Source organism: Bacillus sp. FSL W8-1127 (assembly GCF_038006725.1).
GTDB classification, from domain to species: Bacteria; Bacillota; Bacilli; order Bacillales; family DSM-4216; genus Bacillus_O; species Bacillus_O smithii.
Genome location: NZ_JBBOVU010000001.1, coordinates 580,067 through 604,154, shown reverse-complemented (window position 1 = coordinate 604,154; position 24,088 = coordinate 580,067). Strand labels below are relative to the sequence as shown.

Genomic DNA, 24,088 nt, shown 5'->3' with positions numbered 1-24,088 from the left:
GTTCCGCTACATTCTAATCCTTATACAATATGTACACGCTCAATGTGTGTCCACGTAATCTGTTTCCTTTCCCGTTGCTAAATGACAAACAAAACCACGTCATAATAAAAATTTTCATTAAATAATGAATTCTTAATTTGATTGTATACCCGAACCTGGTATACATGTCAAGGTAAATCAGGAAATTGTTTTCAATTTTTTGGTTTCTTTTTCCTTCGGTTAAACGTCTGAAAGCTTTACATAAAATGTTTTCCAGCCGCTCAGGATACATACTCTTTACTTATACACGTTTCAGCGTGATCGGCAAAATTTCGTTAAGAAAGCCAGCCGATGATCATTCAAATCAAATTGCTTCCGTTCTAAACAAATCGCTTCAAAATTGCACCGATGCAGGAAATAATTGAAAGGATCGTTTCGACAGCGATTAAATAGCCAAATTTGTGCACAAAATACATTTGAAGTTTATCACATCCGGATGAATGATGCTAAACAAAACGATCGTTCTTTCATTTTTCGAGAAACGACTCCGGAAAAGAAAAAGGACATTGCTCTAAACATCCGTTTTTGGCAATGTCCCTTTCACTATTCCTTTCCTATTTGCCGCTAAATCCCTTTTTATGCCACTTCCATGCGGAGTCAATGATTTCCTCCAAGCCGTATTCCGCTTTCCAACCTAGTTCGTGGTAAATTTTTTCAGAAGTGGCGACGAGTCTAGCCGGGTCACCAGGACGGCGATCTGTATATTCAATGACAGCTTTACGTCCGGTGACGCGTTCGCACGTATCGATCACTTCTTTTACGGAATAGCCTTTTCCATTTCCTAAATTATAAGTTGCTGATTTCTTTTCGCCCGACAACAAGGCATTCAGCGCCAAAATATGGGCTCGAGCGAGATCGGTAACATGAATATAATCGCGGATGCACGTTCCGTCCGGCGTATCGTAGTCAGTGCCAAAGACGGAGATTTTCGGGCGCTGGCCAAGCAAATGCTGCAAAATAATCGGGATTAAGTGCGTTTCCGGATCATGCGCTTCCCCAATTTCTGCCGATTCATGTGCGCCTGCTGCATTAAAATAGCGAAGAACGACATAATGCAAATCGTACGCATCGGCAAAATCGGACAAAATCTGTTCTACCATCAGCTTCGAACGACCATAAGGATTGATCGGTTGGGTCGGCTGCTGTTCATCGATCAGTTCCACATTCGGAATCCCATAAGTGGCCGCCGTCGACGAAAAGATAAAGTTCTTTACACCGTGGTCGATCATCGAATGCAATAACGTCAAAGTATTAGCCACATTGTTTTGGTAATATTTATAAGGATGCTGCACTGATTCCCCCACCAAACTATTGGCAGCAAAGTGCATCACCGCTTCAATCGGATAATTTGAAAATAATTTATCGAGTACCGCTTTATCGCCCAGATCTCCTTCAACAAAGTGTGCACGGCGATCCACCAGCGAACGGTGCCCCGTCGATAAATTATCAAGAACGACGACTTCATTTGTTTCTACAAGTTCCTTTACAAGATGGCTGCCGATATATCCGGCGCCGCCAACAACTAAAATCATTGCTGACATCTCCCTTTTGTCTTAGTAAACAGTGATTTGATTTAGTTCATTTTCCACCCAGCGCATAACGTCTTCTTCCAGTCGCGCCAATCGTTCGGCACTGTTTTGCAAGGACGTTCCTTTCACGCCGAAATAAAACTTGGCTTTCGGCTCGGTTCCGGACGGGCGAATGCAAAACCAAGATCCGTCTTGAAGATAATATTTTAGAACATTGGAAGACGGCAACGAGATTTTTCTGTGACTTGACCCTGTAAGATCCATGTGGACACCTTTTAGGTAATCTTCCACTGCGACGATCGGGGATCCGGCCGCTTGGGCAGGAAAAGACTCGCGAAATTTATCCATCAGGGCGGCAATGGTCTCCGATCCGTCTTTTCCTTTCAAAGTCAGCGACCGCAGTGATTCGCGGAAATAGCCATATTGTTCAAAAATATCCATCAGACCGTCATACAAACTCTTTCCTTGTGCTTTGTAATACGCTGCTACTTCGGCTGCCAACACCGCTGCCTGAACAGCATCCTTATCGCGCACGAAATCGCCGATCAAATAGCCATAGCTTTCTTCATAGCCAAATAAAAAGGTATGCTCTCCTGTCTGTTCAAATTCTTTGATTTTTTCGCCGATAAATTTAAATCCAGTCAACGTATCAATCGTTGGAATGCCAAAGCTTTTGGCGATTTCCCTGCCTAGCTCCGATGTCACAATCGTTTTGATCACCACGCCGTTTTCAGGAAGCGTGTGGTTGGCTTTCTTCTGCGTCAACAAATAATGAAGCAAAAGCGCTCCTGTTTGATTTCCGGTCAACACATGATAGTCGCCTTGTGCATTTTTCACAGCCACACCTAAACGGTCAGCATCCGGATCTGTGGCCAGCAAAAGATCGGCGTCTTCTTTTTCCCCATAACGGATCGCCAGTTCAAAAGCGCTGTGCTCTTCCGGATTGGGAGATTGAACCGTAGAAAAATGGCTGTCAGGCTGCTCCTGCTCTTTCACCACGGTGATGTTCGTAAAGCCAAAGTTTTTTAATCCTTCCCGAACAGGGATATTTCCCGTACCGTGAAGCGGCGTATAAACAATTTTCAACGAATCAGCCACAGAAGATACGACTTCCTTGTTCTGACGGATCGTCTGTAATTGTTGTTGATACGCTTGATCCACTTCGCTCCCAATATACGTGAGAAGGCCGTTATTGACAAGGTCTTTTTCTTCTGCCACTTCCACCGTCAACTCATTTTCGACAGCTTGAACGTAGCGAATCAATTCGTCCGCCATGGCAGGAGGCAATTGTCCGCCGTCCGGTCCATATACTTTGTAACCGTTGTATTCAGGGGGATTATGGCTAGCGGTAATAACAACACCCGCGAATGTGTGTAAATGGCGGACAGCAAACGACAATACGGGAGTCGGACGCAAACTTTCAAACAAAAAGGCGCGAATTCCATGTTTCCCCACCGTTTTCGCCACTTCCAAAGCAAACTCCGGCGATTTCCGGCGGGAATCATAGGCAATCGCCACGCCGCGCTTCACCGCTTCCTCACCTTGAGACTTTATGTATTGCGCCAGCCCTTCTGAAGCTTTCCGAACCGTATAAAGATTCATTCGATTCGTACCAGGTCCGAGTTCCCCGCGCATGCCGCCTGTCCCAAATTCAAGACTCTTATAAAAGCTGTCTTCCAACAGTTTTTCATTATCTTTGATACCATCCAACTGGTTTTTTAAAACTGGATCTAAATTTGGATAAGATGTCCATTTTTCATAGATCGTTTTCCAAGTCATATTGTTCCCCTCCAACTCCCCAATAGAATCATTAAAATACTGCATACATGAACATTCTGATCTTTTCCTCACCACTAACCATAGTCGAGCTAAAATGATCATCCTGTATTAAAAGTGTATCGCTGATTAGTCATCAAACTATTCGTAGGCTGACAGCGCTTTAGACAACGCTTCCTTTTATATGAAATATTTTCCAATCACCGAAGTACAATTCTTAATTCACCATGAAGACCCCATTTTCCTTTTCAATCATAGTCTTCTTGATTGCATGATAAAAAAGCATAGCAAAATTCTTTCTTTACAGAGAGAGCCGGTAAAACTCTGCTTACAAACTTAATGAAAAACGCAAAACGAAAAAAGTACAAATCTGAATCCAAACTCTTTTTATAATGACCTCTAAAAGAAAAAACGGAATCGATCACAAAAAAGTTCAGTTGAATATTACATTCTATTCGCGTCCCATTTTATACATTCAAAAAACAAGTGAATGACAAAGAAAAATAGAGAATGGCTGTACTTGCAGGATTCAACTTTCGTTTAAAAAAATCCTTTTAATGGTTAAAAGCAGTATATCTACTCAGTAATGAATGCTTATATCCATATTTCCCTGAGTTTACTCAAAAAGAAAAATCCAACGAAAATTCTATTTCATCTTAGCAAAAAGATTCTCTACCATTATTTTAAAATAATTCATCGAAATCACAGCATATCTTAACTGGGTCAAACTTTTCGGTTCTTTGTATTCGTTTTTATTTTTTTATACAGTAAACAACCGTCTTTCTTAAAAGGAATGCGATTCATTGACTTTTTTGATCACCCGAGCAAAGGAAGAATAAAAAGAAACAGCTGGTAAAATCACGATCTTTTCCCCAACTGTTTCAAAATGACGATTCTGAGGTTGTATAGAACGACAAAAGAATCGGGTTAAGTGACTATTCACAAATTGACTATAGCTAAACGAGCTAATTTTCTTCATTTTTTCTTTCTTACATATTCACTTTATTCAGATTGGTTTCTTTTAAAATATTATCCATGATTTTCAACAGTGGCTCTTTTAATTCCGAATCTTGTAATGCTATTTCAATCGTGGTTTGAATAAATCCCAGCTTCTCGCCCACATCATATCGCTTGCCTTCAAATTGATAGGCAAATACTCGCTGAATTTGATTCAACTTTTGAATGGCATCCGTCAGTTGAATTTCTCCTCCGGCTCCTTGCTCTTGTTTTTCTAAAAACAAAAAGATTTCCGGCGTTAAAATATAACGGCCAATAATCGCCAAATTGGAGGGAGCTGTTCCCGGTGCCGGCTTTTCCACAAAATTTTCTACTTGGTAGCGGCGCCCTTGGCTTCCAGCCGGGTCGATAATACCGTAGCGGTGTGTTTCTTCTTCCGGAACTTCCTGAACCCCGATAATGGAAGAATGGGTTTGTTCGAATTGATCCATTAATTGCTTTAAACACGGCGTATCGCTTTGAACAATATCGTCGCCTAATAGAACGGCAAACGGTTCATCCCCGATAAAATTGCGGGCGCACCATACGGCGTGGCCTAAACCGAGGGGTTGTTTTTGGCGTATATAGTGGATGTTAGCTAAATTGGAGGAATACCTGACTTTTTCCAACAAATCGAGCTTCCCTTTGTCCGCCAAATTATGCTCCAGCTCCCAGGCATTGTCAAAATGGTCTTCAATCGCTCGTTTACCTTTTCCAGTAACGATGATTATATCTTCGATCCCGGATGCTACTGCCTCTTCCACTATGTATTGAATAGTCGGCTTGTCCACAATCGGCAACATTTCTTTCGGCATGGCTTTCGTTGCGGGCAAAAAACGAGTGCCGAGCCCGGCAGCCGGTATGATCGCTTTACGTACCTTTTTCAAACCGCATACTTCCTTTCGTTTGAATTTTTTAGAATGCCGATGGGTTTTGTTCGAATAACGGATTTTTATAAAATATACGCAAAATGCAGTTGATTATGTTTGTATTTTAACAAAGTAAAATTAGTTAGGTCACGAGCCATCTCTCACGTTTCTCTCGATGACCGACTTTTATGAAAGAGCCACTCCCTCAGGCATAGAATCCCTACCTAATGGTTATTTTTTATGGATAGTTCAGTTGATTTGTTGAAAAGAGGTTCGATTCAAACATTGTTGTTGATTCGGGCTAAGGCTCCAACCCGATATTCTGTTAAAATAGCCCGAGAAATTTTTTCTTTTTAATTTGTTGCGGCGGTTCTTTCATGATATTCTGACCGCTGACTGCCAATTCTGCATTTTCTTGAAAGTAATAGACATAATCGATTCCAAATTCTTTTTCAAGTCGATCCAATGTCTCCATCATTTTGAACGGGCGTTTGTTTGTATTGTGTGCATCCGAAGCAATAAAATGCGCTAAGTTGGCGCCAATCAGCTGTTCCGTAAATTTCTGAATTTTTTTCCCGAAATAGCCGGTGAGGCTGGCAGCGGTAATTTGCGCTGCCGCTCCGTTCTTAACTAGATTATACAATTTGTCCGGGTCCTGGATTAGTTCTTGGTTTCGTTCGGGATGAACAATGACAGGCACTAGCCCCTTCATTTGCATGTCAAAAAGGAGCTGTTCCGCGTACTTTGGAACATAACCGGACGGAAATTCCACCAATACATAAGAGGAATCCCCGCCAAGAGTGGAGATTTCCCCATTTTCATAGTCTTGAAGGAGTTCTCCGTAAATCCGCACCTCTTGTCCGGGGAGAACCGTTACATTAATCCCTTCCCGTTCCAAATGCGCATTTACTTCCATTACTTTTGCGACAATCTCTGATTTACGATTAATATATTTTCTGTTCATATGGTGGGGAGTGGCGATGATCGTATGAATTCCTTCTTTTTCTGCTTGTTTGGCCATTGCAGCTGCTTCTGTCAAAGTTTGAGCCCCATCGTCCACCCCAGGTAATATATGGCAGTGTATATCGATCATCGTCTCTTCCTACTTTCCGATTTAAGATTATTTTTACTGAAATGAACAGATTGTTGCACGGAATCCATTAGATCCTAGAACTCAATGCTATATGATTGTAATCTTATAAATTACTATTCAACAGGAAAATTATATCATAGTTGGAATTTAGGATAAATATTGTCATGTTTTAATTAAAACCGCTTTAATTACTTACTCTAAATATCAACGGTATATTTTGAAAAAGGATATAGGAAGATATTGTTTTTCACATTGGTCGTTGCCCTTTTTTTACTGGCAAGCTATTGGTATTGGAAAGAAAAAACGACCGTCGATTCAACCGCTGTGGTGACACCTGTTTCCGAAAACGGATCAGATGAAAGTTGGCAAGATTTGTCGAGCCATTGGCCGGATCAGGCTCGCAAACAGCTGGCAAAATCATTCCATGACGGAAAGCCATTTCAAGTAGCCATTGTCGGCTCTAAAGCACTTGGTAAAGAGGATAACAGCTGGTCTGTTCAATTGAAGAAAGCGCTGGAGACCGCCTACAGCCCGGTACTGAAAGCATCGATTTGGGAAGAAGAAGGGACATCACTCGACTTTCTTCAAAATGGGGAGATAGAGAAAATTGCCGCTTCCAAGCCGGATATGATTCTGTTCGAGCCGTTTACATGGGCTGACAACGGCAAAGTGTCTGTAGAAGACAACCATACGGTTATTCAGACGTTTGTGCGTGACGTCAAAGCGGAGAACGAACATGCAGTCGTGATGATCCAGCCGCCAAATCCGATTTACGGTGCATCCAACTATCCGGAGCAAGTCAAATCGCTTAAGGAATTCGCAAAAACAGAAGGATTGAACTATATCGACCATTGGAAAGTTTGGCCGGACTACTCCTCTGACAAACTGAAAGATTACATCGATGAAAGCAACGGCTTGCCGAACACGAAAGGTCACGCTTTATGGGCGAAGTTTTTGAAAAATTATTTTATGGCTTCATAAATTCAAGACACATAACATGAATTCCGTATGTTCCATTGCGGTCCTTGTTATTTTCCCGCTAATAGCCTCTCCTTTTTTATTTTGACCGCAATGGCTAAATGACGGATCCACAAGAATCTCCTCTCCATTTTCACACCGCCACAAACTTCAATTGAGTCCAGAAATCTTATCATTTAAGTCTACCTTGTAAATCCATTTTTGGAAAAAATCCATATATTAAACATCTATCTTCACTAATTATTTTGGCCTAATCCATTTTCCACTGGCGGGAAAGCTGACTTCCGCTTTCAAAAAGGGCTTCTTTGTCGATTTCTTTCTTCCGCAATTTAAAATATTTCCTATCATAACTAGATCAAAGCAGATGAATGCTTCATTATTGTTCGACAACAACAGAAATTGCCCGGGAAATTTAGACAGAAATATTTGTTCAAAAGCATCAATTTTCTTCCTCATTCGTGTAAACCAGTAGGAATCTGTCATTTTAAATGAATGGTTGAATTCCTTCTGCACCGTTTCTTGACAACCCCGGTTTAATTGGAAATCAAGACTGCTTCTTTTTGCATTTTTTACGTTTTTAACAGTTGAAAAATAAAGGTGTAGATTTTTCGACAACGGGAAAGATTGGAAAACGAGAGGTGAATGAATAATCCCCTTTTTCGGAGCCAACCTAAGATTGACTTCAAAAAGGAGGGTTATGGATGGAACACGTAAGAGCACTAATCGTAAAATTTGTCATGGTCATGATCATATTAGCATTCGTGCTTGGATTATTTTACAGGGTGGATTTCGGTGAATATTTTACCATAAGCTTAATTGTGACAGTCGTATCCTATATGTTGAGTGATCTTTTTATTCTTCCGCGTTTCGGAAATACAGCCGCTACCATTTCCGATTTTGTATTGGCGTACATTTTAATATGGGCCGTCGGAAGCGGTATTATAAATGAAAACATTTCCCTTGGCTGGGCAAGCTTCTGGTCTGCTTTGATTTTAGCGATTGCCGAAATATTCTTCCATCGCTATATAAACAAAAGAGTGTTCAATGAAGACCAAAACAACGGCAGAGAAGCCCGCCACAATCCAGCCTTTAGCTCCGAATTCGGCGAAGAAGATGAGATTGTGTCAGCTAAAGATTTCCGTACACAAAATAGCTATGACAATCACGCTGACAGCAGCAATATCCATTCCAACGATCACAACAGTATAAGTAACAACAACTTAACGAACAACAATTTCAATCCCAATAACTTAACGAATAACAACCCAACGAGTAACAATTTCAATAATAACAACCTGACTGATAACAACTTCAGTAATAATAACTTGAAAAACACAAAAGACAACAATGTTCGTCGCATTTATGACAACGATCAAAATGAGCAATAACGACAAAACTTTATATTGAACAAAGGGATGGCTCAACTTCCATCCCTTTTTGCTCTTTTTGGCCTCCCCTTTTCTGAAATCAAAAGAGGTCCTCCCAACACTATTTCTAGTTGTGGAAAGACCCCGATTGGATGTTCTTTTATTGAGCAATAAGAGCTTTTCGATCTCGGAAAGAGACCGTTGGATAATAGGCATTTTTCACAAGTACATTTGGACCGAGACAGCGGGCTTGCGGGCAATGGCAATGAAGTTCTTTCGCCCATTTGGAATCAAGCCAGCGTTCAAATGCCGCGGAAAGCGTATCTGTTTGTACATTGCCAAAAGGCGGTGTGTCGCCAAAATCAGTCACAATAACGTCGCCTGTAAAAATATTGACGTTTAACCGAGAGCGTCCATCCGGATCATTACGGACGGTTACATTTTTTTCCTGATAAAGTCGTTCGAGCAAGCGGAGATCTTCCGGATTGCGGCTGCATGGATAGAACGGCAGCGTGCCAAACAACATCCAAACATCCTGGCTGCGGATATCGAGCAAGTGATGGATGGCTTCTCGAATTTCCGTTAACGAGAGCAAGTGAAGGTTGGAAGCAAAATCGCTTGGATACATCGGATGTATCTCGTGTCGAAAAGCTTTCATTTCCTCCACCACTTGGCGATGTATCTTCTCTAAATAAGGAAGCGTCTTTTTATTCAGCATCGTTTCCGCAGAAATCTTGACTCCTTGTTCAGCAAGAAGACGGGAATTTTCAATCATCCGCTCAAACAAGGCCTCTCTTTTACTCATCGGCGGTTTACGATCCATCATCGCAAAACCGGTTTCGCTAAATTCTTCAATCGTTCCCCAGTTATGGGAAATATGTAAAACATCGATATACGGCGCCAGCTGTTCATACCGTTCTGCCGGCAGCGTCAAGTTGGAATTGACTTGTGTGTAAAGCCCTCTGCTTTTCGCATATTTCAATAGAGGCAATGTATAGTTTTCCACCGATTTTTTCGACAACATCGGCTCTCCACCTGTAATGCTGATAGCGCGCAAAGTCGGCACTTCTTCCAAGCGCCGGATCAATAGTTCTACAGGCAAAGCGTCCGGATCCTTCGCAGCCAGCGTATACCCTACCGCACAATGGGCGCATCGCATATTGCAAAGATAAGTAGTAGTAAACTCTACGTTAGAAAGTACATATGATCCGTGCTGTTCAATATCCATATAAGATTCCCACGGGTCAAAATCAGGGGAAATAGATCGTGACGTCATAAAAAAAGCTCCTTTATCCAATAAAATATAATGAAATATCCACCATCCAGGGAGAAGCCGGTCATTCGAGGGTCTCCCTGGATGGATATGAAACGAAACCGGGCTTTTTCGAATCGTGATTCCCTTAGCTTAAAGAAAACTCGTTCACGTGTAGTCGGGCATCCTAATAGGAATTCCGATAAGGGATCACAAGCCCGTTCAGCGAAATATTCCATCTACAATCATGTTGAAAAAGCGCCATTTTGTCAAATAAAGCAACCGTAAATCAACCCATTATGCTGCGTCACATTCTATTTAAAAAATGTATTTTCCTTTTTCAATCATCTAAGGAGGCCATCCGTCGTTTCATCTATTTTTCATCCCCACTTTTTCATCACTTTGAATGGCCTTTAATTTATAAATTTTGGAGTAGAAGTCCCCTTTTCCCTTTGCATCTTCCAACAGAAGGCCGACGTACATCAGTTCATCTCCAAAATACGTACCGTCTATTCCTTCGATTTCATACTCATAATCTGTTCGCAAACCTTTTAACAAAATACGGGAAAATCCCGGATTAGCTGTTCCCAACACTTGATAATACCCAACAAGCGCCTCTTTTTGATCTTCAGAAACTACCATCCAGCTTACGATGTTGCCATCGTCTTCAAAAGGGCTTCTTATTCGATAGAACGTTCCATTCATGATCCATTTCCTATTTTTCTTATAAAAGGCAATCTGTTCTTTGACTTTTTGTTTGTCTTTCTCTGATAGCTTCGTGACATCCAGCTCGTAGCCAAATACTCCGAAGAACGCCACATGTGCTCTTGCCTCAAGACTCGTGATCCTTTTGACTTGATGATTCGGAACAGACGTAACATGGGCGCCGATTGCGCTTAAAGGATAGAGAAAAGAAGTTCCGTATTGAATTTTCAAACGTTCGATCGCATCTGTGTTGTCACTCGTCCATGTTTGCGGCGCATAATATAACATTCCCGGATCAAACCTGGCCCCGCCGGCAGCACAAGACTCAAAAAGGACATGCGGGAATTCCGTCGTCAATCTTTCGTATAGATCATACACACCTAAAATATAACGATGGGGAACTTCTCTTTGACGTTCAGGAGGTAAATCAGCCGATCCAATTTCTGTCATATAGCGATTCATGTCCCACTTCACATAAGAAATCGGTGCTTCCCGAAGAATTTGGGCCATCATTCCATAAATATGATCGACCACTTCTTTTCTTGAGAAATCCAATACATACTGATTTCTCCCTTGGGACATCCTCCGTCCCGGCACTTTGATCACCCAATCCGGATGTTGTTCGTATAATCGGCTAGCTTTGGAAACCATTTCAGGCTCAAACCAAAGTCCAAACTTCATTCCTAAGTCATTGATCTTTTGAGCCAGCCCTGCGATTCCGCTAGGCAGCTTTCGATTATTCACAAACCAGTCTCCGAGCGAGGTTTTACTGTCATTTCGCTTTCCGAACCAGCCGTCATCCAAAACAAACAGTTCAATGCCCAACTCTTTCGCTGTTTTAGCAATCTTAATGAGTTTTTCTTCATCAAAATGAAAATAAGTGGCTTCCCAGTTATTAATAAGCACCGGTCTTTCTTTGTCTCGCCAATAACCTTTTGCTAATCTCGTGCGATATAACTGATGATACGTTTGGCTCATCCCATTCAGTCCTTGATCAGAGTAGACCATCACCACTTCCGGCGTTTGAAAACTTTCTCCTTGTCCTAAAAGCCAGTTAAAATCAAAAGGATGGATGCCCATTGTGACACGAGCGACATCGTAATGATCGACCTCCACCTGTGCCAAAAAATTTCCGCTGTAGACGAGGCTAAACCCATATACTTCCCCTCGGTGTTCTGTGGCGTCCGGTCTTTTCAAAGCGATAAAGGGATTTTGCTGTGAACTGCTCGCCCCCCGTGTGCTCGAAATACTCTGAATGCCAGGTTGTAATTTTCTCATTTTCACATATCTCTCCCTCCCCCATGATCCGGAGAGGTGAACCATTTCAAATTGTGAGTCGAAAAAATCGATGCTGGCGCTCATTATTCTGGTCAAGTTTAAAGCTTGCTGGCCATGATTGACCACTCTCGCACTTCGAGCCAAGGCGTTCCACTCGCTAAAAACCGTGTAAAGCAATTGAATTTCGGTGTCGATCAGTTTATCGTACAACGAAATTTCAAGCGTAATCGCCTCTTCGCCTTTTTCCACATACGTTGCCGGCAGCCCCTCTAATTTCGGCTTTCCTTTATAAATTTTATGATGTTGATATTCAAAATTCGTAATACGGCTTCCATTTTCCTGAAGAATTTGAAACGCGGGCTCACGAAAATCAGTCGTACCATAAGAAGGATACTCTTGTTTTAAAGTATCAAGGGAAAACGAATCCCCCTCATACACACAGGCAACCAAAGGCCTTGATCGAATTGAATATAGATGGGAAAAAGACTTTCGGTCGCGTATTTTTTTTCCGAAATATAGTTGCCCTAGCTGGTTGTTTTTCAAAATTTTGATAATGTAGCTGAAATCTTTTCCTTGAAGGTGAAACTCTTTCGTTTTTTTATTAAAACGAATCATCGCTTTTGGTGAAAAAGACATATGACCACACCTTTGGATTGTGATTGGAATCTATTCCCGAATTTTCCAAACGCAATGATGATATGGAAAAATGATGGACGGCTCTTATGACTGGGGTGACTTGGGTGTAGATAGACAGATGGAAATAATTGGATATCACCTGTCCGTTCTTCTCTGTTGGTCATTTAAAGAGCCAGTGTTCATTAAGGATTGTACGAATCGATTCCCCATCCTCGAATCAAATGGTTTCTTATACAGTATATTTGTAGATTAGACACGGCATTCAGGAATTTTCTTTTAATTCTAAATAGATTTCAAATCAGGCAACTCTTTAAACATTCCCACATGAAGGCACGATGATATCTCTTTTTCTCGGTGCTCCATATGCTCATGCCTGATACGTCCTTGCTCTCGTACGATGGATTTAATAAAATGAATGTGGGTGCCCAATGGATCGTGCATTCTTAACAATCCGCAAGATTAATACCATCATGATCCATCACTTTAATCTTAAAAGTTTACAATTTCATCATTTCAACGATAAGGATGAAAATTAATAGGTTGACATAGTTAACTGTAATATTTATTATTACATTTAGGAAGAAGGTAATACGATTGAATAGTGATTTTTCTATTGCAGTCCACTGCGTTACTTATTTGGCCACAAGATCTGAACAGATTGTAACGAGCGAAGACATTGCCCACAGCGTAACTGTTCATCCTGCACGATTAAGAAAAATTTTAAGTTTGCTTCGAAAAGAAGGAATTATCTTATCAAAAGAAGGAGCAAAAGGAGGATTTTCTTTAAAAGAAAAAGCGGAAAATATCACATTAGACAAAATCTTTATGCTTACGAGCGAAGGCACACTGGTACCAAAATGTCCCGAAGCAAATGAAAACTGTATTGTAGGAAAAAATTTGTCTTCCATACTGATCAATATTTTTGACGATGCCGAGAAACATCTGATGAATTATTTAAAGGGGATTACGATACAAGATATTATAAATAAAATTAATAAAAGATAATTTTTTTTTAACGGAAACTGTAATAAAAAATATTTCAGTTAAGGTGGTAATCATGAGTCGAAAGAAAAGAGTCGTTGTAGGAATGTCAGGAGGAGTCGATTCTTCCGTTGCTGCCTACCTTCTTAAAAAAGAAGGATATGAAGTTATAGGCGTTTTTATGAAGAATTGGGATGACAAAAATGATGATGGTGTCTGCACAGCTACGGAAGACTATGAAGATGTAAAAAAAGTTTCGAATCAACTAGGAATCCCTTACTACAGTGTCAATTTTGAAAAAGAATACTGGGATCGAGTCTTCACTTATTTTTTGGAAGAACTGAAATTAGGAAGAACCCCCAATCCAGATGTTTTGTGTAATGCGGAAATCAAATTTAAAGCCTTTATAGACTTTGCTCTGTCTTTAGATGCAGATTACATCGCGACGGGACATTATGCCAGAGTCAATAGAGAAAACGGCGAAATCCATTTATTGAGAGGAAAAGATTCAAAAAAAGACCAAAGCTATTTTTTGAGTCAATTAACGAAAGAACAATTATCAAAAGTTCTATTCCCGCTCGGAGAGTTAACGAAAGATGAAGTGCGAAAAATCGCTAAGGAATTAAACCTTTTTACTGCCAATAAAAAAGATAGCACCGGTATTTGTTTTATCGGAGAAAGAAACTTCAAAAGTTTTTTAAAGAATTTTCTTCCTGCACAACCCGGAGTCATTCGCTCGATCAATGGAGAAGTGCTGGGACGGCATGAAGGATTAATGTACTATACGATCGGACAAAGAAGAGGACTCGGTATCGGAGCAAAAGGCAACGGCGAACCTTGGTTTGTCGTAGATAAAGATTTAAATAACAATACGTTAATCGTCGCTCAAGGCAAAGACCATCCGGCCCTTTTCTCAAATGCTGCCATCGTTTCCGACGTACACTTTATCAGCGGAGATGACAGTCCACGATCATTCTCTTGTACGGCCAAATTCAGATATCGTCAAGAAGACCAAAAAGTAAAAGTGCATGTTCGTCCTGACAAAACCGCTTTAGTGGAATATGAACAACCGATAAAAGCGGTGACACCGGGACAAGTCGTCGTATTTTATGACAATGATGTTTGTCTTGGCAGCGGAATTATCGATAAGGTGAGAAAAGAAGATGCTTCTGACTCTATTGTCGCTTAATATTCGCGGATCCATGGCACGCTTTATCATTCGTAATGAAAAGCAACCTAAATGGATAATTTAAAAATATTCTTTGGAACAATATGAGGCTTGGAATAGACAGAACGATCACTCGCCTTAGCCGACAATCGGCATGGATGAGTGATCGAATGAAGCATCAATTCTTCATCAAATGATGATTATTATTCTATCTAATACAAAGAAAGGTATTGAGGTCTAATGATGGAAAAATTTCAAAATCATAGAGGATATAAACGGATGTATCAAGAGAACAAACTCACTCTCGGGCTGTTCTTCCCTATTGAATCCTATATGAGCGACGTCCCTGAAATGAATATAGAAAAGCAAATAAAACTAGCCAAAAGAGCAGAAGAACTAAAATTTGCCGCCGTATTTGCCAGAGACGTTCCTTTACGCGATCCTAATTTCGGCGACGTGGGCCAAATGTATGATCCATTTACTTATCTTGGATTTATAGCCGCCCACACAGAGAAAATTGCCCTGGGAACCGCAAGCATTATTTTAACATTGCGCCATCCGCTCCACGTAGCAAAAGCGGCAGCTTCTGTTGACAAACTTTCCGGTGAACGACTCATTCTCGGTGTGGCAACAGGCGACCGCCCTATTGAATTTCCGGCTTTTTCGGTAGATGCAAATGATCGCGGTACTTTATTTCAAGAATCTATTGCGGTCATGAGAGAAGTATGGGCAAAAAATTTCCCTAGAATTCATACTTCCCGGGTCGACCTAATGAACGGAGACCTTTTACCAAAGCCGAATTTATCCTCCATTCCGGTGATGGTAACCGGTCATAGTTCTCAATCTCCTGAATGGATTGCAGCAAACAGCGATGGATGGATTTATTATCCGCGACCACTTCATTACCAAGCGGAACTGATTAAAAATTGGCGGCCTCTTTTGGAAGCTCCGGCTTGAAAAATGACCGGCGTCCTTTGCGGTGAAGGTTCACATAAGTGTGCTCCCGGCACCTTATAATATTTTCCTTCGTGTCGAATATCATGTACTTTCTCAGGATCGGTATAAAGCTTGTTTTCTTTGTCCAATACGACTGCATCATCCTCCCAGCTGCCTTCCCACAGTTTATAAACCACTTCCATATATTCATCCGCGATTTCATAGCGTTCGTCATGGCTGATTTGTTGATCCAATCCGATATTAACAGCGGCACTGTTTAAATAAGAGGTCACAATATTCCAGCCGTTGCGCCCTTTTGTCAAATGATCCAAAGTGGACATACGTCTGGCAAATATGTAAGGATGTTCGTAAGTTGTGGATACTGTTAGTCCAAAGCCTAAATGTTTGGTCACTTGAGCCATGATAGGAACAACAAACGCCGGATCATTAACAGGAACCTGTGCCCCTTGACGTACCGCCGGATCACGCGATCCTTGATAAACATCATAAGTCCCTAAAACATCTGCCAGAAAGATCGCATCAAATCGTCCTCTTTCTAATACCTTGGCTAAATGTGTCCAATATTCCGCATCTTTATAGGTGGAAGATTTATCTTTCGGATGCGTCCATAAACCCGGAGATTGATGTCCTGCACAATTCATGTCAAAAGCATTTAAATACATTCTTTTTTTTGTCATTAGATTTCCTCCTAACTGTTTGCGTTCTTTTGATCTGCTGCCTAACATTTCTATCAGGGTAATCACTAGTGATCGGATATTCCTCGATTCATAGCCAATGTTTTTTCGCTTATCATCCATTGGGGGTTGAAGAGAATTACCGGAATCGATCGAAGTTATGAAATTTCACGGGACCTTCCCCCACCAGCCAAGGATGAAAATATCATGATGATATGTTTGCTTTTGAATCCAGCAAGGATTTCAGTTTCCGAACAAACAACTGCATACATTCTTTTCACTGCCTTTCGACATTTGCTGCGAAAAATAGCCTTTCTCCTTATATGCCTTTAACAACTCTTCCATTTTATGAATTTATTTTTCTTAAAAATCTGAATATATTTTATATCTCACGTCCTTTCTAAAAATAAAAAAGAATGGAATTACAATTAGCATTAGATTTAGTTGACATTCCAGAAGCAATAGAAATAGTAAAAGAAGTTGAGGAATATATTGATATTGTCGAAATCGGTACTCCGGTCGTAAAAATTTGGGGGCTTGAAGCCGTTAAACAAATGAAAGAAGCATTCCCAAATCTAAGAGTATTAGCTGATTTAAAAACAATGGATGCCGCTGCGTATGAAGTGATGAAAGCATCCGAAGCCGGCGCCGATATCGTGACCGTTCTTGCAGCTGCTGAAGATTTAACCATCAAGGGCGCTGTAGAAGAAGCGAAAAAACAAGGCAAACAAGTCCTTGTTGACATGATCGCCGTAAAAAATTTAGAAGAACGTGCAAAAGAAATCGATGCTATGGGCGTAGATTACATTTGCGTTCATACCGGCTACGATCTTCAAGCAGTAGGTAAAAACTCTTTTGAAGATCTTAAGAAAATTAAAGCTGTCGTTAAAAATGCAAAAACAGCTATTGCCGGCGGTATCAAATTAGAAACACTGCCAGAAGCTATTAAAGCACAACCAGATCTTGTCATTGTCGGCGGCGGTATCGCTGGACAAAAAGATAAAAAAGCTGTAGCAGCTAAAATGAAAGAAATGTTACAACAAGGTTGAGGCCTATGAAGACGACTCAATATTTAGGTGAAATCTTAAAAGAGTTAAGTCGTACGGTTGATCTCATTTCGGATGAAGAAGCAGAAAAATTGGTAGATAAAATTCTCGAATCCAAGAAAATTTTCGTAGCCGGCGCCGGCCGATCAGGATTTATGGCGAAATCTTTTGCCATGCGAATGATGCACATGGGATTAGATGCCTATGTCATAGGCGAAACCGTCACTCCCAACTATGAAAAAGAAGACCTTTTAATTATTGGATCGGGTTCGGGAGAAACGAAAAGCCTAGTTTCCATGGCAGAAAAAGCCAAAAAAATCGGCGGAAGCATAGCAGCAGCCACCATTTTCCCCGAATCGACCATTGGTCAACTGGCGGATATTACTGTAAAGTTACCCGGATCACCAAAAGATCAGTCGGATAACGATTACAAAACCATACAACCAATGGGGTCGCTTTTCGAACAAACATTGTTATTGTTTTATGACGCCATCATCTTGAGAGTCATGGAGAAAAAAGGATTGGATTCCAATACGATGTTTGGAAGACATGCTAATTTAGAATAGAGTTTCCTCTCTCGAACTTTTAGAGACCGTAAATGGTTCTTGGAACGATTTGCGGTCTCTTTTTGTAGAATAGTTTTCATATTTTATTCTTATAATGAAGCGATCCTCCTTCCCTCCCTTTCCCCTTTTTTCTCTTTAGAGGAAGAATGATAAGAAGAAGCACGCATTTTTATTCTAAAAACGGAGTTAAATAGGTTGTATCAACTGATATTTCCATTATAAAATAAAAGAAAATTTATAATTTTTTGTTTTATTTTTAAAAATGTGATATAGTATAAATGAAAAAGAAATTCTGTGTTATATATCAGGTATGATGATCATCAATCGTTGAAGCGGCAAAAAATCCGACGATCCGCTTCTATGAAAACCGGCATCGTGGCATCATCAGCAAATCTACCTGATTGGAAACGGCCGAAACTATAAAAATAGGAGATGCTAAGAGCAGAGATCAATAGGAATTTTCAAGAAGTCCCATAGGGATTTCAACTTTTTGAAAGGAATCTTTTTTCTATTAGACCGGAATTCTATTAGATTAGAAAATCTTTGCTTTAAGAGAAATTTTTAAAACAGACTTTTTGAAAGCGTTTAATAAGCTAGGATTAAATCTTGACACTGCGAAAACTAACTCTTTCTTCGCAATATCAGTTCATATTCATGTGAGCTTGTTTGTATATGTCAGCAAAGATTCACACTGTCACATCCTATGATTCGAGGCATAAACTAATAAAAAAATTGCAGATGGGCAAATCCATCACACTACCCAGAGATGAGAGGACCATAGAATACAGAATATTCGGAAGGAGTGAAATAATTTGGAATTTCGTCCTGGATTAGAAGGCATTATTGCTGCTGAAACCGGAATTTCATTTCTTGATGTGGAAAATGAAGAGATTGTTGTTCGCGGGTATGATTTGATCGAGTTGGCAGAAAACAAGACGTATCTTGATGTTGCTTACTTATTAATTGAAGAAAAGCTTCCTTCTGATCAAGAAAGAGCTCGTTTTGAATCGGAAATTAAATCAAACAGCGATCTTCCAAAAGAGCTGATTGAAATATTGTCGCTCCTCCCTAAAACGACGCACCCAATGGATGCTCTTAGAACCGGCATCTCGGTTTTATCCGGCTTTGATTCTCTTATCGACGATCGAAGCGAATCCGCCAATAAACAAAAAACGATCAAGCTGCTTGGCCAAATACCGACCATTGTCGCAAGCAGTTATCGATTAATGAACAATCAACAAGTAGTTCCAAGCGATCCGAAGCTTTCCTACACGGCGAATTTCCTTTACATTCTCACAGGAAAAAAACCGACGGAACTGGAGGCGAAAATTTTTGATCGCTCGCTCGTAGCCTATATCGAACATGAAATGCCGAATTCCACTTTTACAGCCAGAGTCATCTCTTCCACATATTCTGATTTATATGGCGCACTGACAGGAGCCGTTTCCTCTTTAAAAGGGCACCTTCACGGCGGAGCCAACGAAGCCGTTATGTATATGCTGGAAGAAGCCGGAACGAAAGAAAACTATGAGAATCTTCTCCATCGTAAATTAGCGAATAAAGAGCGGATTATGGGATTTGGCCACCGGGTCTACATGAAAAAAATGGATCCACGGGCATTGTTGATGAAAAAAGCGCTTCAATCATTAAGCGAGGCACGCGGAGATACGCGTCTGTTGGAAATGTGTGAAGCGGGCGAAAAAATTATGCGGGAAGAAAAAGGTCTGTATCCTAATCTGGACTATTATGCCGCTCCCGTCTATTACATGCTGAATATTCCGATTGAACTTTACACACCTATTTTCTTTGCCGCCCGAACAGCGGGGCTATGTGCTCATGTAATCGAACAGCATAACAACAACCGTCTGTTCCGGCCACGCGTCAAGTATGTCGGCGAGCGCCATCTGCAAACGAACTGATCCTAAACAGATTTATACGCTCACCAGTAGAGGAATTTGGGCAGAAATTCCTCTCCTTTAAATTATATCATTTTACTTTAGAAAGGAAGAGGCTGATGGGTGAAGTTTTAGTAAAAAATAATGAAAAACAACAAGTGGATCCTTTGCTCAATGAAATTGCGGATTACGTATTGGATAAAGAAATTAAAAGCAATGAGGCTTTCGAAACCGCTCGCTATGTGCTCATAGACACGCTCGGCTGCGGAATTCTCGCTCTTCGCTACCCGGAATGCACCAAACTTTTGGGGCCGATCGTTCCAGGTACGATTGTTCCAAACGGATCTCGTGTTCCGGGAACATCATACGTGTTGGATCCGGTACAAGGCGCGTTTAACATTGGCTGTATGATTCGCTGGCTTGATTATAATGACACATGGCTTGCAGCAGAATGGGGACATCCATCAGACAACCTAGGCGGTATTTTAGCAGTTGCTGATTACATCAGCCGCTCGAACGTTGCTCAAGGAAAAGAACCCTTGAAAATGCGTGCCGTGCTGGAAGCCATGATCAAAGCCCATGAAATTCAAGGAGTGCTCGCTCTTGAAAACAGTCTGAACCGCGTTGGTCTCGACCATGTTTTATTTGTCAAAGTCGCTTCGACAGCCGTTGTCACAAAGCTTCTCGGAGGAAAAAGGGAAGAAATCATTAACGCCCTTTCCAATGCCTGGATCGACAATTCGAGCTTACGTACATATCGTCATGCTCCTAATACGGGTTCACGCAAGTCATGGGCTGCCGGTGATGCAACAAGCCGGGCCGTACGCCTGGCGCTGATGTCCTTAAAAGGAGAAATGGGTTATCCAACGGCTCTGTCCGCTCCAAACTGGGGATTTGAGGATGTTTTGTTCCGTGGACAAAAGCTGAAGCTAGCCCGCCCATTTGAATCGTATGTCATGGAAAACGTACTGTTTAAAATTTCTTACCCTGCAGAATTCCATGCTCAAACTGCTGTTGAATGCGCGATTGAACTTCATCCTGAAGTAAAAGATCGTTTAGACGAGATTGAAGAAGTGACGATTACGACACATGAATCCGCCATCCGTATTATCGATAAAACCGGACCGCTTCACAATCCGGCCGATCGCGATCACTGCATCCAGTATATCACTGCTGTCGGTCTCATTTACGGCGACTTAACGGCTGATCATTATGAAGACGAAATCGCATCAGACCCAAGAATCGATGCACTTCGTGAAAAAATGACCGTCGTGGAAAACAAACAATACAGCAAAGACTATCTCGATCCGGAAAAACGTTCCATCGCGAACGCTGTTCAAATTCGCTTTAAAGACGGAACGGGAACGCGCCAAGTCGTTCGGGAATACCCAATCGGCCACCGCTTCCGCAGAGAAGAAGCCATACCGAAACTATTGAAAAAATACGAAAGCAACCTGGAAACTCGGTTCACGGATAAACAAATCAATCGTATTCTGGAAGTTTCTACGGATCAAGAACGCCTTGAAACAATGAATGTTCATGAATTCGTCGATCTATTCGTCCTTTAACACGTTTCAAAAGGAGTCTCCTGCTTTCATCCCCAAAATGAAAGCAGGAGATGAATCAGGCTTTTCGAAACTCAAGACACCTCCCGAACCAGAATGGCGATTTGAATATGGCCTTCATGGTGTCATAAAACTCCCGCTTCAAATGAAACACCGTGGAGGGTGATTTGTTATTTCATACTAACTAATTGCAAGCAATGGATATGAATTCAAACAAACGAATGGTCTTAATCATTGAAAGAAGGTGGTTTTATGGTTTGGGTTGTTGAACACGAATCAACACAAGAAGAGTTGGCAGAACGGTTTCGAACTTTAATGAACGCTCCTGACATTTTGCAAATTCCCGGGGCGCACGATGGAATGGCAGCCCTTATAGCCAGAAGGGTCGGTTTTCAAGCCCTTTATTTATCCGGCGGAGCCTTTACGGCAAGCCAAGGGCTGCCTGATCTGGGCATCGTGACATCTGAAGAAGTGGCTCGCCGTGCCCGTGAACTCGTTCGAGCAGCCAATCTGCCTGTTCTCGTAGACATTGATACCGGATTTGGCGGTGTCCTCAATGTAGCCCGAACGGCTCGTGAAATGGTCGAAGCTCGCGTGGCGGCCGTTCAAATCGAAGATCAGGAACTTCCTAAAAAATGCGGTCATTTAAATGGAAAAAAACTTGTATCCGATGAGGAAATGACGCAAAAAATTCAGGCCATTAAACAAGTGGCACCGTCTCTTGTGATCGTCGCGCGAACGGACGCTTATGCCGTAGAAGGACTCGACCGAGCAATCGAACGGGCGCAGCGATATGTAGAAGCAGGAGCAGATGCCATTTTTCCGGAAGCTCTTACGAAGAAAGAAGAGTTTTTGAAGATGAAGCAAGCCGTTTCGGTCCCGCTTCTTGCCAATATGACAGAGTTCGGGCGTACACCTTATTATACGGCTGAAGAATTTGCGTCTTTCGGCTATGCGATGGTCATTTATCCTGTTACTTCGCTTCGCGTGGCAGCAAAGGCCTATGAGCGGGTTTTCCAAACCATTCTCGAAACCGGCACGCAAAAAAGCGAACTGGACAATATGCAAACGCGAAAAGAATTGTATGAAACAATTCATTATTATGATTTTGAAGAACTCGATCAAACCATTGCCAAAACGGTTCTTCCGGATGAACAGCCTTTACCGGACGATTGATCGATCCATCCCCTGCCACGTACAATTCTTTTCAACGTGGATGGAAAAGTTCTGAATCTTTCAATCATCCAATGATTTGTTTTCTTTCGTTGTCATGAAATAAAGAGAAGCAGTTGACCATGCCGCTGCTTCTCTTTATTAAACATGACGAGTGCATAAGATTCACTAACGAATAACCTCTTTTTCAAATGTACAAGCATTCGAATCTTTTAATATCCTTTTTTACATCAAGAAATCTATTCTTCCCATTTTGTGAAAATCCCTTCTTCGTTTCATTTTGAACCATCTTCTTATTCTCCGTCCGTATCCAACAAGACAAGTTGGACTCAAAAGAAATGAATTTTAGCCCAATCAAAGGAAAAGTATAAGCCGTACATTGGGGGATTTAGAATGATGATACATAAATTTGTTATGCCGGAAGTGATTTTTGGAAATCATTCCATTCATCAAGTCGGCGAAAGCTGTCTTAGGCTTGGCGCCACAAACGTATTCATTGTCAGTGATCCGGGTGTCATGGAAGCCGGTTGGCTGGAAGTTGTGATAAAGAGCTGCAAACAAGCCGGGCTGAAATACTCCACATTTTATGATGTCACGGTGAATCCAAAAGATAAGGAAGTTGAAAATGGCGCTGCCCTGTATGTCGATAATGAATGCGACGCCATTATCGGAATAGGCGGCGGAAGTTCCATCGATGTAGCAAAAGCGATTGCGATCCTTGTCGCCAACGGCGGTCATATTCATGATTATGAAGGAGTCGATAAAATCCAAAAACCCCTCCCCCCACAAGTGATGGTTCCTACAACGGCCGGTTCCGGTTCAGAAGTATCGCAGTTTTCGATCATATTAGATACAAAAGGACAAAAAAAGATGACCATCGTATCGAAATCTCTCGTTCCGGATATTGCGATTGTCGATCCTGAAACATTAACAACAAAAAACGCCCATTTGACAGCTTCCACCGGTTTAGACGTCTTATCCCACGGAATTGAAGCGTATGTCAGTTTAGCATCGACACCTTTAACAGATGTTCAAGCGAAAAATGCCATTACGTTAGTGGCCCAATATTTGCGCCCTTCGGTTGCATCCAAACTCAATATGGAAGCGAAAACCAATATGGCGATGGCCAGTTTACAAGCGGGCCTCTCTTTTTCCAACGCTATTTTGGGAGCTGTACATGCGATGTCCCATGCCATCGGCGGGCGGTTTCCGGTGCATCACGGCGATGTCAATTCCGTTCTGTTGCCCCATGTGATGGAATACAATTTGATCGCCAATCCGAAGAAATTTGCCGATATTGCTTCATTTCTTGGGATCGACACCCGTGGCCTCACCTATATGGAAGCAGGAAAAAAAGCCATTGACTATGTTAAAGAATTAGCCATTGATATCGGAGCTCCTCAAAAATTGTCGGAAATGGGGATAGAAAAAGAAACGATACAAGAAATGAGTCAAATTGCCTTAAATGACGCCTGCATGATCACAAACCCGAGAGACATAACCATTGAGGATATTGAAGAATTATTCAGAAAGGCTTGGTGACTC

The 24,088-nt window shown here is 41.4% G+C and carries 16 protein-coding genes and 2 pseudogenes; 11 read left to right on the top strand and 7 right to left on the bottom strand.

Features of this window, described 5'->3' with window-relative positions:
• Positions 1 to 593: 593 nt before the first annotated feature.
• The 4 genes from galE to NST12_RS02830 form a co-directional block, all read right to left on the bottom strand.
• Positions 594 to 1,571 carry a UDP-glucose 4-epimerase GalE gene (galE, locus tag NST12_RS02845; protein ID WP_341100170.1) on the bottom strand — a complete coding sequence of 326 codons (978 nt, stop codon included), beginning with the start codon at positions 1,569 to 1,571 and terminating at the stop codon, positions 594 to 596.
• A 21-nt stretch (positions 1,572 to 1,592) separates the two neighbouring features.
• Positions 1,593 to 3,347, bottom strand: a complete 1,755-nt coding sequence (locus tag NST12_RS02840) for a phospho-sugar mutase (protein WP_048622658.1) — start codon at positions 3,345 to 3,347, stop codon at positions 1,593 to 1,595.
• Positions 3,348 to 4,333: 986 nt separating this feature from the next.
• Positions 4,334 to 5,227, bottom strand: a complete 894-nt coding sequence (galU, locus tag NST12_RS02835) for a UTP--glucose-1-phosphate uridylyltransferase GalU (RefSeq protein ID WP_327796846.1) — start codon at positions 5,225 to 5,227, stop codon at positions 4,334 to 4,336.
• A gap of 307 nt (positions 5,228 to 5,534) precedes the next feature.
• A complete protein-coding gene (locus NST12_RS02830) occupies positions 5,535 to 6,302 on the bottom strand; it encodes a tyrosine-protein phosphatase (protein WP_048622657.1) in 768 nt (255 codons plus the stop codon).
• A gap of 240 nt (positions 6,303 to 6,542) precedes the next feature.
• Between NST12_RS02830 and NST12_RS02825 the strand changes: the two genes are divergently transcribed.
• Both NST12_RS02825 and NST12_RS02820 read left to right on the top strand, forming a co-directional pair.
• On the top strand, positions 6,543 to 7,283 hold the full coding sequence (locus NST12_RS02825) for an SGNH/GDSL hydrolase family protein (RefSeq protein WP_341100165.1): 741 nt from the start codon (positions 6,543 to 6,545) through the stop codon (positions 7,281 to 7,283).
• Between the two features lie 698 nt (positions 7,284 to 7,981).
• Entirely contained in the window at positions 7,982 to 8,668 is a 687-nt protein-coding gene (locus tag NST12_RS02820) for a YndM family protein (protein WP_341100164.1), read from the top strand.
• Between the two features lie 139 nt (positions 8,669 to 8,807).
• Here the strand turns inward: NST12_RS02820 and yfkAB are convergent, their stop codons facing one another.
• Together yfkAB and NST12_RS02810 are read right to left on the bottom strand one after the other, a co-directional pair.
• Positions 8,808 to 9,923, bottom strand: coding sequence for a radical SAM/CxCxxxxC motif protein YfkAB (gene yfkAB, locus NST12_RS02815; RefSeq protein ID WP_040341255.1), 1,116 nt, complete (start codon positions 9,921 to 9,923; stop codon positions 8,808 to 8,810).
• A gap of 345 nt (positions 9,924 to 10,268) precedes the next feature.
• Positions 10,269 to 12,518 carry an alpha-galactosidase gene (locus NST12_RS02810; protein WP_328201030.1) on the bottom strand — a complete coding sequence of 750 codons (2,250 nt, stop codon included), beginning with the start codon at positions 12,516 to 12,518 and terminating at the stop codon, positions 10,269 to 10,271.
• Between the two features lie 594 nt (positions 12,519 to 13,112).
• Between NST12_RS02810 and NST12_RS02805 the strand changes: the two genes are divergently transcribed.
• From NST12_RS02805 to NST12_RS02795, 3 genes and pseudogenes are all read left to right on the top strand, one after another.
• A complete protein-coding gene (locus NST12_RS02805; protein ID WP_048622653.1) occupies positions 13,113 to 13,523 on the top strand; it encodes an RrF2 family transcriptional regulator in 411 nt (136 codons plus the stop codon).
• 52 nt (positions 13,524 to 13,575) lie between these two features.
• Positions 13,576 to 14,688: a tRNA 2-thiouridine(34) synthase MnmA gene (gene mnmA, locus NST12_RS02800; protein ID WP_048622652.1), complete on the top strand. Its 1,113-nt coding sequence runs from the start codon at positions 13,576 to 13,578 to the stop codon at positions 14,686 to 14,688.
• 222 nt (positions 14,689 to 14,910) lie between these two features.
• A pseudogene (locus tag NST12_RS02795) lies at positions 14,911 to 15,606 on the top strand (TIGR03571 family LLM class oxidoreductase); the annotation flags it as partial.
• Here the strand turns inward: NST12_RS02795 and NST12_RS02790 are convergent.
• Positions 15,576 to 16,301: pseudogene (locus NST12_RS02790) on the bottom strand (NtaA/DmoA family FMN-dependent monooxygenase); the annotation flags it as partial. The pseudogenes NST12_RS02795 and NST12_RS02790 sit on opposite strands and share 31 nt — an antisense overlap.
• A gap of 413 nt (positions 16,302 to 16,714) precedes the next feature.
• Here NST12_RS02790 and hxlA point away from each other — a divergent pair.
• From hxlA to NST12_RS02760, 6 genes are all read left to right on the top strand, one after another.
• Complete coding sequence (gene hxlA / locus NST12_RS02785; RefSeq protein WP_118499157.1) at positions 16,715 to 17,347, top strand: 3-hexulose-6-phosphate synthase; 633 nt, start codon at positions 16,715 to 16,717, stop codon at positions 17,345 to 17,347.
• A 5-nt stretch (positions 17,348 to 17,352) separates the two neighbouring features.
• A complete protein-coding gene (hxlB, locus tag NST12_RS02780; protein ID WP_003353965.1) occupies positions 17,353 to 17,910 on the top strand; it encodes a 6-phospho-3-hexuloisomerase in 558 nt (185 codons plus the stop codon).
• An 812-nt stretch (positions 17,911 to 18,722) separates the two neighbouring features.
• On the top strand, positions 18,723 to 19,829 hold the full coding sequence (gene mmgD / locus NST12_RS02775) for a citrate synthase (RefSeq protein WP_003353966.1): 1,107 nt from the start codon (positions 18,723 to 18,725) through the stop codon (positions 19,827 to 19,829).
• A gap of 95 nt (positions 19,830 to 19,924) precedes the next feature.
• Positions 19,925 to 21,373 carry a bifunctional 2-methylcitrate dehydratase/aconitate hydratase gene (locus NST12_RS02770; protein ID WP_048622645.1) on the top strand — a complete coding sequence of 483 codons (1,449 nt, stop codon included), beginning with the start codon at positions 19,925 to 19,927 and terminating at the stop codon, positions 21,371 to 21,373.
• Between the two features lie 249 nt (positions 21,374 to 21,622).
• The gene (gene prpB, locus NST12_RS02765; protein ID WP_341100157.1) at positions 21,623 to 22,546 is read left to right on the top strand and encodes a methylisocitrate lyase; all 924 of its coding nucleotides are present in this window, start codon (positions 21,623 to 21,625) and stop codon (positions 22,544 to 22,546) included.
• A gap of 390 nt (positions 22,547 to 22,936) precedes the next feature.
• Entirely contained in the window at positions 22,937 to 24,085 is a 1,149-nt protein-coding gene (locus NST12_RS02760) for an iron-containing alcohol dehydrogenase (RefSeq protein WP_341028416.1), read from the top strand.
• The last annotated feature ends 3 nt before the right edge of the window (positions 24,086 to 24,088 follow it).

Coding starts and splice junctions, on each gene's coding strand:
- NST12_RS02820 (WP_341100164.1), top strand. CDS start 7,982: ATGGAACACGTAAGAGCACTAATCGTAAAATTTGTCATGGTCATGATC.
- mnmA (WP_048622652.1), top strand. CDS start 13,576: ATGAGTCGAAAGAAAAGAGTCGTTGTAGGAATGTCAGGAGGAGTCGAT.
- NST12_RS02770 (WP_048622645.1), top strand. CDS start 19,925: ATGGGTGAAGTTTTAGTAAAAAATAATGAAAAACAACAAGTGGATCCT.
- NST12_RS02840 (WP_048622658.1), bottom strand. CDS start 3,347: ATGACTTGGAAAACGATCTATGAAAAATGGACATCTTATCCAAATTTA.
- hxlA (WP_118499157.1), top strand. CDS start 16,715: ATGGAATTACAATTAGCATTAGATTTAGTTGACATTCCAGAAGCAATA.
- galE (WP_341100170.1), bottom strand. CDS start 1,571: ATGATTTTAGTTGTTGGCGGCGCCGGATATATCGGCAGCCATCTTGTA.
- yfkAB (WP_040341255.1), bottom strand. CDS start 9,923: ATGACGTCACGATCTATTTCCCCTGATTTTGACCCGTGGGAATCTTAT.
- NST12_RS02830 (WP_048622657.1), bottom strand. CDS start 6,302: ATGATCGATATACACTGCCATATATTACCTGGGGTGGACGATGGGGCT.
- NST12_RS02760 (WP_341028416.1), top strand. CDS start 22,937: ATGATGATACATAAATTTGTTATGCCGGAAGTGATTTTTGGAAATCAT.
- prpB (WP_341100157.1), top strand. CDS start 21,623: ATGGTTTGGGTTGTTGAACACGAATCAACACAAGAAGAGTTGGCAGAA.
- NST12_RS02810 (WP_328201030.1), bottom strand. CDS start 12,518: ATGTCTTTTTCACCAAAAGCGATGATTCGTTTTAATAAAAAAACGAAA.
- hxlB (WP_003353965.1), top strand. CDS start 17,353: ATGAAGACGACTCAATATTTAGGTGAAATCTTAAAAGAGTTAAGTCGT.